The following is a 13058-nucleotide window of genomic DNA, read 5'->3' on the forward strand; positions in this document are numbered from 1 at the left end:
GGTGGGGCCTGCGCGATCGCTGGTGCAGAGGCGGCGATCAGGAGGCCCGCGAGAATGAGGTTTGTCGTGCGCATGGGAAGGAAACGCTCGCGCGAGGCCCCCTGTTCCCGCGGCTCGCAATCACGATTTGCGGTAGCGGATCAGCGAGAAATGGCCCATCGGCGGCATGGGACGGCGCTCGGTGAGCGCGACGCCGCCGTGCCTTGCGGCCCAGCCCTCGAGGCGCGCCCACGGGAATTCCGGGCGCCAGCCGAGGCGGCGGGCGATGGGCGCGAAAGCGAGCTCGAACAGCTTGCGAGGTCCGCTCTCCGCACCGATGTGATTGACCAGGATCAGCTCGCCGCCTGACTTAAGCACGCGCATGAACTCGTCGAGCGTGCCTTCGGGATCGGGCACGGCGGTGATGACATATTGCGCCACCACCGCGTCGAAGAAATCGTCGGGGAAGGCGAGGTTCTTCGCATCCATCACCGAGAGCACTTCGACATTGGAGAGACGTAGGCTCCGGACACGCGCCTGCGCCTTGCGCAGCATCGGCTCGGAGATATCGACGCCGCAGACCTTGGTGGTGCGCGCGTATTCGGAGAGCGAAAGACCGGTGCCGACGCCGACGTCGAGGACGCGGCCGCCGATGCGGTCGGCCTCCGCGATGGTCGACTGTCGGCCGGCGTCGAACACCTTGCCGAACACGAGATCATAGACCGGCGCCCAGCGGCCATAGGCCTTCTCGACCCCGGCCCGCGAGATGTCTGCTGCCATGCCCCCCTGCCCTTACTTCACCTCTCCACAACAGGAGAGGTGAACCCAGCCCAATGAGTTGTGCTTGATGTCGTCATTCCCTCAGCCGCGCACGGCTTCCGCGAGCGGGCGCGATGTGCCCGTGCCGACCTTGGCCGCGGCGCTCTGGATGAAGCCGCCGCCGAGCACGCGGGCCTGGCCGCTAGGTGCGTCGTAGAACACGCAGGCCTGTCCCGGCGAGACGCCCTCTTCGCCGGCGACGAGCTCGACCTCGTAACGGCCATTGCTGCCGCGCAGCCAGGCTGCTTGCGGACTGCGGGTGGAGCGCACGCGCACGAACATTTCGAGGCCGCTTCCGATGGCGCGGTCGATGTCGCCGTCGCCGATCCAGTTGACGTCGCGAAGTGCGATGCGGTGCATCTTCAGCGCATCGCGCGGGCCGACCACGACGCGGCGGGTGGCCGCGTCCAGCCGCACCACGAACAGCGGCGCATGGGCTGCGATGCCGAGGCCGCGGCGCTGGCCCACGGTGAAGTTAGCGATGCCGTTGTGCCGGCCGAGCACGCGGCCCTCGAGATCGACGATGTCGCCGGGGTCCATCGCATTGGGGCGCAGGCGCGTGATGATGTCGGTGTAACGGCCGGTCGGCACGAAGCAGATGTCCTGGCTGTCGTGCTTGTCGGCGACCGCGAGGCCGAAACGGCGCGCGAGCTCGCGCGTCTCGGGCTTGGTCATGTCGCCGAGCGGAAAGCGCAGGAAGTCGAGCTGTTCCTGCGTGGTCGCGAACAGGAAATAGCTCTGGTCGCGGTCTGCGTCGGCGGCGCAGACCAGCGCGCGCGAGCCGTCGCCCCGGCGGCGCGAGGCGACGTAATGGCCGGTGGCGAGCGCCTGGGCGCCGAGCTCGCGCGCGGTCTTCAGGAGGTCGCGGAATTTGACGCTGCGGTTGCACTCGATGCAGGGCACCGGCGTTTCACCAAGGGCATAAGAATCGGCGAAATTGTCGATGACGGACTCGCGGAAGCGGTCCTCGTAGTCGAGCACGTAATGGGGAATACCGAGCTTGGCCGCGACGTCGCGTGCGTCGTGGATATCCTGGCCGGCGCAGCAGGCGCCCTTGCGGTGGGTGGCCGCGCCATGGTCGTAGAGCTGCAGCGTGATGCCGACGACGTCGTAGCCCTCAGCCTTCAAGAGCGCAGCCGTCGTCGAGGAATCGACGCCGCCCGACATGGCAACGACGACCCTGGTGTCCTCGGGACGGCCTTCGAGATCCAGACTGTTGAGCATGGGCCCTAGAGCGTTGTGACGGCGGCGACGCGCGAATCCGCGATTTGCTTTCTCGGGGGACGGCGGCGATCCCCCGGAACCTTGGTTCCCGAAGAGCACGACTGCCCAGGTCGAAAGCGGCTGAGAGTAGCCTCTTTAATATAGGCGGCATTCCGGTGAAGCAATCACGCGAGCCCCCCGCTTAGGGCAATTCTTGCCGGGGCGGCAGAAATGGCGGGGTCGGAGCCCGCGGCCCGGCAACCCACTCACATCGCCAAATCATTGATTATATTACTGAAATCTTCGAGTTGAGGCGCTGGCCCGCTCCTTGCTCCCTCTGGTCCGAAGTTGCTCGCAAGGGGTTGCCTGTGGTCGGTCGGATGTCAGATGTCGTGGCAAGCGTGCAAATCCAGAGCGCGCAGCAGAAGCCTGTCCGGTCGCAAGCCCCGAAGGACACGCCGGCGAGCGAGGCTTTCGGCTCGCTGGTCGACAGCAACACGCAGGCCAGCGGCAACAATGCGCCCGCGCAGGACAGCCCGCCGCGCCGGAGCGAGCAGACCTCGTCCTCTCCGGCGGCCGAGCGGCCGTCGCGCGACACCTCGTCCACGGACCAGACTTCGCAGAGCAAGGCGAGCGACGACACCGACCCATCTACGCCGGCGGAGAATGACAGGGGCGAGGCTTCCAGCGATCCGGCCAAGGACGCCGGCACGGTCAAGGACAAGTCCGAGACGGCGGAGGCCAAATCGGCCGACAAATCCGACGAGACCGAGAGCGACGCGACTGATGGCACCGAGGTCCTCACCGCCGCCGTCGAGGCGGCTGCCGCCGCGCCGTCCGCGACGACCCAGACCGCCCTGCCCGACCCCGGCATCATCGTTGCCGCGCCGGTCGTTCCGGTCGACCCGAATGCAGCTGCGAACCAGGCTGGCGATGCCGCCGCCGCGCCGCTCGCGATCGCCGCGGCAGGTCTTGCCGCCAGCGCCTCCATCGCGGCCCAGATCACCGGCACCAAGACCGATACCGCCACGGCGAGCGCCAAGGCCGCAGGCGCCGAGGTCGATGCCGAGACCACGACGACGCTCGGCGAGGCCGCGGCCGGAACGACCGAGACCGCCTCGACCGATGGAAAAGCTGGTGGCGGACTGATCGCCGCGGTCAGCCAGGGCACGCCCAAGACCGCGTTCAAGGATGCCGCCACGGCGCAAGCCCAGACCGACATCTCCAATATCGGCCAGGACACCGGCAAGGCGAACGTCCCTGCGCAGGCACCGGCCGCCAACGCCGCCCATGCGCAAGGCTTGAAGCCGCAGGCCGATCACGTCGCGACCGATGCCAAGGCGGGCCCCGCCGACCGCGCCGCCGATCCGGCCCAGACCACGTCGGCCGCGCCGGCGCATGCCGGCCCGCAAGCCACACTCGCTCCGACGGATACCAGCGCACAGGCCGCCTCCGCCGTGCAGGCGCCGCTGACCAATACGACCTCGGCCGCGACAGCATCGACCGCGACGCTCACCGCGACCGCGGCGACCCACACTACGGCGGTGCCGATCAGCGGCATCCCGATCGAGATCGCAGCCGCCATTCGCTCCGGCAAGTCGCGGTTCGACATCAGCCTCGATCCGGCCGAGCTCGGCCGCATCGACGTGCGCATCAACGTCGACCGCGCCGGCAACGTCACCTCGCATCTCACCGTCGAGAAGCCGGAGACGCTGCAGATGCTGCGTCAGGACGCGCCGCAATTGCAGCGCGCGCTCGACGATGCCGGCTTCAAGACCGGCAGCAACGGCCTGTCCTTCAGCCTGCGCGACCAGAATTCATCGGGCCAGCACTCAGGCCAGAACAACGACAATGGCGGCAATACCCGCCGCCTGATCATCAGCGAGGACGACAGCGTTTCCACGGCGCCCATCGGGCGCGGCTATGGCCGCATGCTCGGATCGAGCAGCGGCGTCGACATCAGAGTGTGAGGAGTATCTGGCAATGACCACCACGAATGCCGCCACTTCGCCCCCGGTCGTCTCCGGGACGACCGACCTGCCGAAATCCTCGTCGAGTTCGTCGATGAGCTCGACCACGGGGTCGACGCTCGCCGGCAACTTCCAGACCTTCCTGACCCTGCTGACGACGCAGCTGCAGAACCAGAACCCGCTCGATCCGCTCGACACCAACCAGTTCACCCAGCAGCTGGTGCAGTTCGCCGGCGTCGAGCAGCAGCTCAAGACCAACGAATCGCTGGCTCAGCTCGTCACCCTGCAGCAGACCACGCAGGCGACCCAGGCGCTGGGCTTCGTCGGCAAGACCGCCCTGGTCGACGGCTCGACCGCGACGATGACCAACTCGACGGCTGTCTGGCATCTCAACGTCCCGACCGACTCCACCGTCGAGATCTCCATCGCCAATTCGAGCGGCCAGACCGTGTTCAACGGTAAATATACCGCGGCCGCCGGCAACGACATTCCCTTTACCTGGAACGGCATGGGTAATGACGGCACGCAATGGCCCGACGGCAAGTACACGATCTCGGCCACGGGCAAGGACGTCGCGAACAACAATGTCGGCATCGCCGCGCAGGTGCAGGGCGTGGTGTCGTCGGTCGATCTGACCCAGTCGCCGCCGCTGCTCACCATCGACGGCGCCAGCTACACGCTGAGCCAGGTGAAGAGCATCATTGCGACGAGCAATTGAGGGCGGGCAAGCGAACCACATACGAGATGTCATCCCCGCGAAGGCGGGGATCCATAACCCCAGGAAGTCGTTTTCGCATTAGGTCGTAACCCCGAGTCGTCGTCAAACTGCTCCCTGGGGTTATGGGTCCCGGGCTCGCGCTACGCGCGCCCCGGGACGACGGTTGGGCCTCCGCGGCACCGCGCTCCGACCCTCGTTCGTTAGTAAAGTATTTACCTTCTGCCCCGCTCAGCCGGCCGAGATTGCGTCTTTCGCCCGCCGAGTCGGCCGCGTTCCCGCAAGATTCAACGAGAATTGTATTGAACCCTTAGGCTTAGCGGATTTTTAAGCCGCGGGGGTTACGGTTAGGGCGTGAGTTCAGTGGTTGAGAGTTTGTGAGTACGCCATGACAGAACCCCATCGCCCGAGGGTAAAATACGTCATCGGGCCGGACGGCAGTCCGTTGACGATCGCGGATCTGCCTGCACCCGGCACCAAACGCTGGGTCATCCGCCGCAAGGCCGAAGTCGTCGCCGCTGTCCGTGGCGGACTTCTCTCCCTGGAGGAGGCCTGCAGCCGTTATACCCTGACGGTCGACGAATTCCTCTCCTGGCAGTTTTCCATCGACCAGCACGGTCTGGCGGGTCTTCGCACCACCCGCATCCAGCAATATCGCCAGTAGGCGATCCGGAATTCTGCGGTTTTTGACGAAAATCGGCCTCGCTCTGCGAGGCCGATTTTTTTCATGATGCACTTTTGTCCGACCTCTTAACCTTCGTTAACCATATCGAAACCATCACCTAGGCAATAATTGCCCAGTCGACCGCTCGGTTGCGGGTCGGATTGGTCGGGGCGGTTGCTTGCAAGGTCTTGCGGACTTCTTAAAAAGTATCGGTGCCGCCCGGTTCGGGGCGATGATCGCGGTCACCGCCGCGCTCATCGGCTTCTTTGCCTTCGTCATCATGCGTGTCACCACGCCGCAGATGACGACGCTGTTCACGGACCTGTCCGTCGAAGACTCCTCCAGCATCATCAAGGACCTGGAACGCCAGGGCATCCAGTTCGAGATCCGCAATGAGGGCTCCATCATCATGGTGCCCAAGGACAAGGTCACGCGGCTGCGGATGAAGCTCGCCGAGGGCGGCCTGCCCAAGGGCGGCGGCGTCGGCTACGAGGTGTTCGACAAGTCGGACGCGCTCGGCACCACCTCCTTCGTCCAGAACATCAATCATCTGCGCGCGCTCGAGGGCGAGCTCGCCCGCACCATCCGGGCCATCGACCGCATCCAGGCCGCCCGCGTCCATCTGGTGCTGCCCGAGCGGCCGCTGTTCGCCCGCGAGGCGCCGGAGCCGTCGGCCTCGATCGTGGTGCGCGTCCGCGGCGCGCTGGAAGCCCAGCAGATCCGCGCCATCCGCCACCTCGTCGCCTCCGCCGTCAACGGCCTGAAGCCGCAGCGGGTCTCGATCGTCGACGAGGCCGGCCAGCTGCTCGCCGACGGCGCCCAGACCGATCCGGAACAGGCGATCGGCGAGGAACGCCGCATCGCCTTCGAGAAGCGGATGCGCAAGCAGGTCGAGGACATCGTCTCCTCCGTGGTCGGCTCGGGCCGCGCCCGCGTGCAGCTCTCCGCCGATTTCGACTTCAACAAGGTCACCCAGACCTCGGACAAGTTCGACCCCGAAGGCCGCGTGTTGCGCTCGAGCCAGACCCGCGAAGAGCAGAGCATGACCGCCGACAACAACGGCCAGGTCACCGTCAACAACGAGCTGCCCGGCAACCAGCAGAACAACGGCGTCGCGCCCAAGGACCAGAGCAAGAAGACCGAGGAGACCAACAATTACGAGATCTCCCGCACCACCAAGACCGAGGTGACCGAGGCCGGCCGGGTCAACCGCATCTCGGTCGCGGTGCTGGTCGACGGCATCTACAGCAAGAACGACAAGGGCGAGCTGGCCTACCAGGACCGCACCAAGGAGCAGCTCGACCGCATCGCCACGCTGGTGCGCTCGGCGATCGGCTTCGACCAGAAGCGCGGCGACCAGGTCGAGGTCGTCAATCTGCGCTTCGCCGACGCGCCCTCCACCGCCCCGATCGGCGAGCCCAGCGGCTTTCTCGGCATGCTGCAGTTCACCAAGGACGATGTCATGTACTTCGTCGAGCTCGGCGTGATGATGCTGCTCGGCCTCGTCGTGCTGTTCCTGGTGATCCGCCCGCTGGTCAAGCGCATTCTCGCCTCGGACGAGGTCGCCGCCGCCATCTCCGGCGTGCTGACGGGCCCAGCCGCCTCGGAAGAGGCCGCGCCGGCCGGCCAGCCGCTGCTGCCGAGCGGCGGCACCAGCGCCATCGACGTCGCCACCATTCAGGGCCAGGTCCACGCCCAGTCCGTTCACCGCGTCGGCGAACTCGCCGAACGCAATCCCAACGAAACCGTCGCAATCATCCGCCAGTGGCTGACTGAGCCGACGAAATAACCAAAGCCAAGTGCATCAAGAAGTGATCTGACATGGCCGCCTCCTTGCAAAACGCCAACTCCAACGACATCACCAGCGTGATCTCCACGCTCGGTCAGCGCGCCGGCAGCCGTGAGGGCGGACCCAAGACAGAAGGTCTGACAGGGCCGAGGCGCGCCGCGATCCTGATGCTGGCGCTCGGCGAGCAATATGGCGGCAAGATCTGGAGCCTGCTCGACGACGACGAGGTCCGCCAGCTCTCGCTGGAGATGTCGACGCTCGGCACCGTCGAGGTCGACACCGTCGAGGACATGCTGCTCGAATTCGTCTCGCGCATGTCGGCCTCGGGCGCGCTGATGGGCAATTTCGACGCCACCGAGCGGCTGCTCCAGCAATACCTGCCGCCGGAACGCGTCAACGGCATCATGGACGAGATCCGCGGTCCCGCCGGGCGCAACATGTGGGAGAAGCTCTCCAACGTGCAGGAAGAGGTTCTCGCCAACTATCTCAAGAACGAATACCCGCAGACCATCGCCGTGGTGCTGTCGAAGCTGAAGCCGGAGCACGCCGCGCGCGTGCTCGGCATCCTGCCCGAGGAGCTCGCGCTCGACGTCGTCAACCGCATGCTGAAGATGGAGGCGGTGCAGAAGGAGGTGATCGAGAGTGTCGAGAAGACGCTGCGCACCGAATTCATGTCCAACCTTTCGCAGACCCGCCGCCGCGACGCCCACGAGGTCATGGCGGAAATCTTCAACAATTTCGACCGCCAGACCGAAACCCGCTTCATCACCTCTCTGGAAGAGGACAACCGCGAATCCGCCGAGCGCATCAAGGCGCTGATGTTCACCTTCGACGACCTGGTGAAGCTCGATTCCGGCTCCGCCCAGACCTTGATGCGCAACGTCGACAAGGACAAGCTCGGCGTCGCGCTCAAGAGCGCCAACGAGGACGTCCGCAACTTCTTCTTCGGCAACATGTCCTCGCGCGCGGCCAAGATGCTCCAGGACGACATGGCGGCGATGGGCCCCGTGCGCCTGCGCGACGTCGACGAAGCCCAGGCGCTGCTGGTCAATCTCGCCAAGGACCTCGCCGCCAAGGGTGAGATCATGCTGACCAAGAACCGCGCCGACGACGAGCTGGTGTACTGATGGCCGCTCCGGCAAAATTCCTGTTCGATACCGACTTCGCGGCGCCCGAGCGCGCGACGCGCGAGAAGGCCGCGACCGCGGCAGAGATCGCGCAGAAGGTCGCGGAAGCCGAGGCGCGCGCCTATCAGGACGGCTTTGCCGCCGGCCAACGCGAGGCCAAGGCCGAGAGCGACCGCCGCGTCGCGCTCGCGATGGAGGAGATCAACATCGCCATCCGCGGCGTCGCCGCCGGCATCGGCAACATCGAGACCAGGATGGAGACCGAGGCGGTCGAGGTCGCAATCGCGGTGGCTCGCAAGTTGTGTGCCGACCTCGTCGCCGCCGAGCCGCTCGGCGAGGTCATCGCGCTGGTCAAGGACTGCTTCTCGCATCTGGTCGCGACGCCGCATCTCGTCGTCCGCATCAACGATTCGCTCTACGACAGCGCGCGCGAGAAGATCGAGCGGCTCGCCAAGCAGAGCGGCTTCGAGGGCCGGCTGGTGATCCTGGCCGAGCCGGAAATTGCCACCGGCGACTGCCGGATCGAATGGGCCGATGGCGGCGTCGTGCTGGAGCGCGGCGCCATCGCGGCCAAGATCGACGAAATGGTCGGACGCTATATCGCGTCCCGCAGGGGGAGCTAAACCATGAGCGACACCGACGGACAGGTCCCGCTGCCCGATCTCAACGGCCCGATGCCGCCTGCCGGCACCGACGTCGGCTACAACGAGGACGAATATGCGGCGCGTGCCGCCGCCGACCTCGAGGCGGTGTTCGACGTGCCGGTGCAGGTCTCGGCCGTGCTCGGCCGCTCCAAGATGGACGTCGGCGAGCTCCTGAAGCTCGGACCGGGCACCGTGCTCGAGCTCGACCGGCGCGTCGGCGAGGCCATCGACATCTACGTCAACAACAAGCTGGTCGCCCGCGGCGAGGTCGTCCTGGTCGAGGACAAGCTCGGCGTGACGATGACGGAAATCATCAAGGCCGAACGCGGCTGACACGCAAGGACATGACGCGCGACGGCGCGAGCAGACGGACAGGAGACTGACATGCGGCTTCTCATCGTTGGCACATTGAAGGGCCAGCTCACCACCGCCACCAAGATCGCGATGGAGAACGGCGCCACCGTGACCCATGCCGAGGATCACGAGCAGGCGATGCGCGTGCTGCGCGGGGGCAAGGGCGCCGACCTCCTGCTGGTCGACGTCGCGCTCGACATCCGCGACCTCGTGCTGCGGCTGGAAGCCGAGCACATCCACGCCCCGATCGTCGCCTGCGGCATCACCAACGACGCCCGCGCCGCGGTCGCCGCGATCCATGCCGGGGCCAAGGAATACATCCCGCTGCCGCCGGATCCGGAGCTGATCGCCGCGGTGCTGGCTGCCGTCGCCAACGATTCCCGCGAGCTGGTCTATCGCGACGACGCGATGGCAAAGGTGATCAAGCTCGCCCAGCAGATCGCCGGCTCGGACGCCTCGGTAATGATCACCGGCGAATCCGGCACCGGCAAGGAAGTGCTGGCGCGCTACGTTCACTCCCGCTCGGCCCGGGCCAAGCGTCCGTTCATCTCGATCAACTGCGCCGCCATCCCGGAGCACCTGCTGGAATCCGAGCTGTTCGGCCACGAGAAGGGCGCCTTCACCGGCGCGGTCGCCCGCCGCATCGGCAAGTTCGAGGAGGCGACCGGCGGCACGCTGCTGCTCGACGAAATCTCGGAGATGGACGTTCGCCTGCAATCGAAACTGCTGCGCGCCATCCAGGAGCGTGTGATCGACCGCGTCGGCGGCATCAAGCCGGTTCCGGTCGACATCCGCATCATCGCGACCTCGAACCGCAATCTCGCCGAGGCCGTGCGAGAGGGCACGTTCCGCGAGGACTTGCTGTTCCGCCTCAACGTCGTGAATTTGAAGATCCCGCCGCTGCGCGAGCGTCCCGCCGACATCCTCGAGCTCGCCCAGCACTTCGTGAAGAAATATGCCGACGCCAACGGCGTGCCGCTGCGTCCGCTCTCGGCCGAGGCGCGCCGCGTGCTCTCCGCCAACCGCTGGCAGGGCAACGTCCGCGAGCTCGAAAACACCATGCACCGCGCGGTGCTGATGGCCCAGGGCGACGAGATCGGGCCCGACGCCATCATCACGCCGGACGGCGACCGCCTCGACCTCGCCAAGACCGCCCCGGCCGTGGCGCATGCCACTATGGCCGCCGAGCAGGTGACGCGCGCGCTGGTGGGGCGCACCGTCGCCGACGTCGAGCGCGACCTGATCCTGGAGACGCTGAAGCACTGCCTCGGCAACCGCACCCATGCCGCCAACATCCTCGGCATCTCGATCCGCACGCTGCGCAACAAGCTCAACGAATATGCCGACGGCGGCATCCCGATCCCGCCCGCAGGCACGCCCGGGGAATATCCGCGGATGCCGATGATGGGCGCGTAGGCGCCCGCGACCATCGAGCGGACGCGAATGCCCGGGCCAAGTCCGGGCATTTTCGTTTGGCGCAGGCCGCCACCCCGTCATTGCGAGCGCAGCGAAGCAATCCAGAATCCCTCGGCGGCGACAGACCGGATTGCTTCGCTGCGCTCGCAATGACGAACCTCAAGCGCATCCTTCGCATGACCGAACCGCGCCACGTGACTATGCCATCCGCGCGGCACGCCCTATAACCCCGCCCGAAAACCACGCGAGGGACCACATGTCTGAAGCTCAAATCACGGATTGGCTGGCGTCGCAGAAGCAGGCGATGATCGACCTGCTCCGCGACGTCGTGAACATCGATTCCGGCTCCTACGACAAGGAAGGCGTCGATGCCGTCGGTGCGCGGTTCGAGCGGCATTTTGCCGAGTATGGCATTCCGTTCCGGCGCGAAAGCCACGGCACGTTCGGCGACGCGATCCATGCCGAGGTGGCAAAGCCCGGCAGCAACGAGAAGCCGGTGCTGTTGATGGGACACCGCGACACGGTGTTCGGCAAGGGCGAGGCCGGGCGGCGGCCATTCACGATCCGGGATGGCCGCGCCTATGGACCCGGTGTCGCCGACATGAAGTCCGGCCTCGTCATGAACGTGTTCGTGGCCGCCGCCTTCCACAAGTTCGGCGGCGCACCGCATCCGATCAAGGTGCTGATCACCTCCGACGAGGAGATCGGCTCGCCCTCCTCGCGCCCGGTGATCGAGCGCGAGGGACGCGCGGCACGCGCGGTGTTCAATTCCGAGCCGGGCCGGCCCACGGGCAACGTCGTCACCGGGCGCAAGGGCGGCATCTTCATGCACATGGCCATCACCGGCAAGGCCGCGCATTCCGGCGCCAACTTCGCCGCCGGCGTCAGCGCCATTGGCGAGCTCGCGCACAAGATCGTGCATATTCACGCGCTCACTGATCTCGACAAGGGCATCACGCTCAATGTCGGCCTCGTCTCGGGTGGGCAGTCCGTCAACACGACCGCGCCTTACGCGGAAGGGCAGATCGACCTGCGCTATGTCGATCCGGCCGATCGCGCGCGGATCATGGGTGCGATCGAAAAGATCGTCGCGACCTCCTACGTGCCGGGCACCAGCGCGACGCTGTCGATCAAGGGCGAGTTCGTGCCGGTGGTGCAGAGCGCGGACTCGAAGGCGCTGTTCGAAGGCTATCAGGCGGCCGCAAGGCAGGTGGGCCTCACCACGCTGCAGGGCGAGTTCTCCGGCGGCTGCGCCGATTCCGGCTTCACGGCCGCCGTGGGCACGCCGACCATTTGCGGTCTCGGCCCGGTCGGCGGGCTCGCGCACACGCCGGAGGAATATCTGGAGATCGACAGCATCGTGCCGCGCGCGCAGGCGCTGGCGCTGGCGATTTTGCGGGGGTAAACACAGGTGCGTAGGGTGGGTTAGCCCTGCAGATGCGCAAAGCGCATCTGCTCGGCGTAACCCACCTCGTCATTTTCCGTGGAGACAAACAGTGGTGGGTTACGCCTACGGCTAACCCACCCTACGAGACCGTCACGAATAGCTCGGCGCATCCGGCTTGCGGAAGATGTGGATGGGATCGCCCGGCACGATCGGAGAGCCAGAGAACATCGCATAGGCGTAGAGCGCGAGATAGGCGATCGCGAGCGCGCCGATGGCGTAGAAGATCAAGGTAGCCACGCGCTTCATCGTTCCGCTCCATGCGTCCGGCGGGACAGTCAGGAGCGCTTCTAGAGCGACGAGGCGGAAAAGGCCAGCCTTGCGCGAGGCTCGCCGACGGCGATCAAATGCCGCGCCGGCCGCGCGCGGGAAGGCTGACATCGGCCAGCCGGGCCGCGTCTTCGTCCTGGTCGACCGCCACATATTGGCCGTGCCAATAGGCCAGCGCGGCGGTGCGGGTCGAGCTCCTGATGTCCCGGACACGGCCGATGACGATGCCGTGCGAGTGCCGCTCGACGATCTCCTCGACTTCGCAATCGAAGGCCGAGAGCGCGCCGACCAGCAGCGGGACACCAGAGACTGCCGTCACCCACTGGCTGCCTGCAAAGCGATCCGCACCCTTCAGCCCGCCCTTGCCGGCAAAGCGTTCGGCAATGTCGAGTTGGTCAGCATTGAGGATGTTCACGCCGAAGGCGCCGTGGCGGCGGATCAGCGGAAACGACGAGGCGTCGCGGTTGATGCTGACCAGCAGCGTCGGCGGCTCGACCGACAGCGAGGTGACCGAGGTCACAGTCATGCCGGAGATGTCCTTGCCCCGCCCGGCCGTGATGACGCTGACGCCGCCGGTGAGGTGGCGCATGGCGCCGCGGAAATCGGCGGACGAGACGGGAATTTCGGTCATGAGCTCGCGGGGCACTACATTCATGGCGCTACT

General features: G+C 66.4%; 13 protein-coding genes. 9 read left to right on the top strand and 4 right to left on the bottom strand.

The window, feature by feature from the left end; all coding sequences use genetic code 11:
- Positions 1-120: 120 nt before the first annotated feature.
- Complete coding sequence (locus I6F12_RS36260; RefSeq protein ID WP_109142574.1) at positions 121-759, bottom strand: methyltransferase domain-containing protein; 639 nt, start codon at positions 757-759, stop codon at positions 121-123.
- Positions 760-840: 81 nt separating this feature from the next.
- Entirely contained in the window at positions 841-2022 is a 1182-nt protein-coding gene (gene mnmA, locus I6F12_RS36265) for a tRNA 2-thiouridine(34) synthase MnmA (RefSeq protein ID WP_225158475.1), read from the bottom strand.
- A gap of 371 nt (positions 2023-2393) precedes the next feature.
- Between mnmA and I6F12_RS36270 the strand changes: the two genes are divergently transcribed.
- From I6F12_RS36270 to I6F12_RS36310, 9 genes are all read left to right on the top strand, one after another.
- Complete coding sequence (locus I6F12_RS36270) at positions 2394-3971, top strand: flagellar hook-length control protein FliK (protein WP_345944206.1); 1578 nt, start codon at positions 2394-2396, stop codon at positions 3969-3971.
- A 13-nt stretch (positions 3972-3984) separates the two neighbouring features.
- Positions 3985-4689 (top strand): flagellar hook capping FlgD N-terminal domain-containing protein, encoded by a 705-nt coding sequence (locus I6F12_RS36275; RefSeq protein ID WP_036022166.1) that lies wholly within the window; start codon positions 3985-3987, stop codon positions 4687-4689.
- Positions 4690-5074: 385 nt separating this feature from the next.
- Positions 5075-5350 carry a DUF1153 domain-containing protein gene (locus tag I6F12_RS36280; protein ID WP_002714638.1) on the top strand — a complete coding sequence of 92 codons (276 nt, stop codon included), beginning with the start codon at positions 5075-5077 and terminating at the stop codon, positions 5348-5350.
- A gap of 178 nt (positions 5351-5528) precedes the next feature.
- On the top strand, positions 5529-7139 hold the full coding sequence (gene fliF / locus I6F12_RS36285; protein WP_225151287.1) for a flagellar basal-body MS-ring/collar protein FliF: 1611 nt from the start codon (positions 5529-5531) through the stop codon (positions 7137-7139).
- Positions 7140-7171: 32 nt separating this feature from the next.
- The gene (gene fliG, locus I6F12_RS36290; RefSeq protein ID WP_035999044.1) at positions 7172-8266 is read left to right on the top strand and encodes a flagellar motor switch protein FliG; all 1095 of its coding nucleotides are present in this window, start codon (positions 7172-7174) and stop codon (positions 8264-8266) included.
- Entirely contained in the window at positions 8266-8889 is a 624-nt protein-coding gene (locus I6F12_RS36295; protein WP_109142568.1) for a FliH/SctL family protein, read from the top strand. Before fliG ends, I6F12_RS36295 begins: the two co-directional genes overlap by 1 nt.
- A 3-nt stretch (positions 8890-8892) precedes the next feature.
- On the top strand, positions 8893-9243 hold the full coding sequence (gene fliN / locus I6F12_RS36300; RefSeq protein ID WP_035704875.1) for a flagellar motor switch protein FliN: 351 nt from the start codon (positions 8893-8895) through the stop codon (positions 9241-9243).
- A gap of 51 nt (positions 9244-9294) precedes the next feature.
- Positions 9295-10680 (top strand): sigma-54 dependent transcriptional regulator, encoded by a 1386-nt coding sequence (locus tag I6F12_RS36305; RefSeq protein WP_225158477.1) that lies wholly within the window; start codon positions 9295-9297, stop codon positions 10678-10680.
- A 256-nt stretch (positions 10681-10936) separates the two neighbouring features.
- Positions 10937-12085 (top strand): M20 family metallopeptidase, encoded by a 1149-nt coding sequence (locus I6F12_RS36310; protein WP_225158478.1) that lies wholly within the window; start codon positions 10937-10939, stop codon positions 12083-12085.
- A 132-nt stretch (positions 12086-12217) separates the two neighbouring features.
- Here the strand turns inward: I6F12_RS36310 and I6F12_RS36315 are convergent, their stop codons facing one another.
- Together I6F12_RS36315 and I6F12_RS36320 are read right to left on the bottom strand one after the other, a co-directional pair.
- Positions 12218-12373 carry a hypothetical protein gene (locus I6F12_RS36315; protein ID WP_035999067.1) on the bottom strand — a complete coding sequence of 52 codons (156 nt, stop codon included), beginning with the start codon at positions 12371-12373 and terminating at the stop codon, positions 12218-12220.
- Between the two features lie 94 nt (positions 12374-12467).
- On the bottom strand, positions 12468-13049 hold the full coding sequence (locus I6F12_RS36320) for a flavin reductase family protein (RefSeq protein WP_225146494.1): 582 nt from the start codon (positions 13047-13049) through the stop codon (positions 12468-12470).
- Positions 13050-13058: the final 9 nt, after the last annotated feature.

The organism is Bradyrhizobium sp. IC4059, assembly GCF_020193615.1.
GTDB classification, from domain to species: domain Bacteria; phylum Pseudomonadota; class Alphaproteobacteria; order Rhizobiales; family Xanthobacteraceae; genus Bradyrhizobium; species Bradyrhizobium yuanmingense.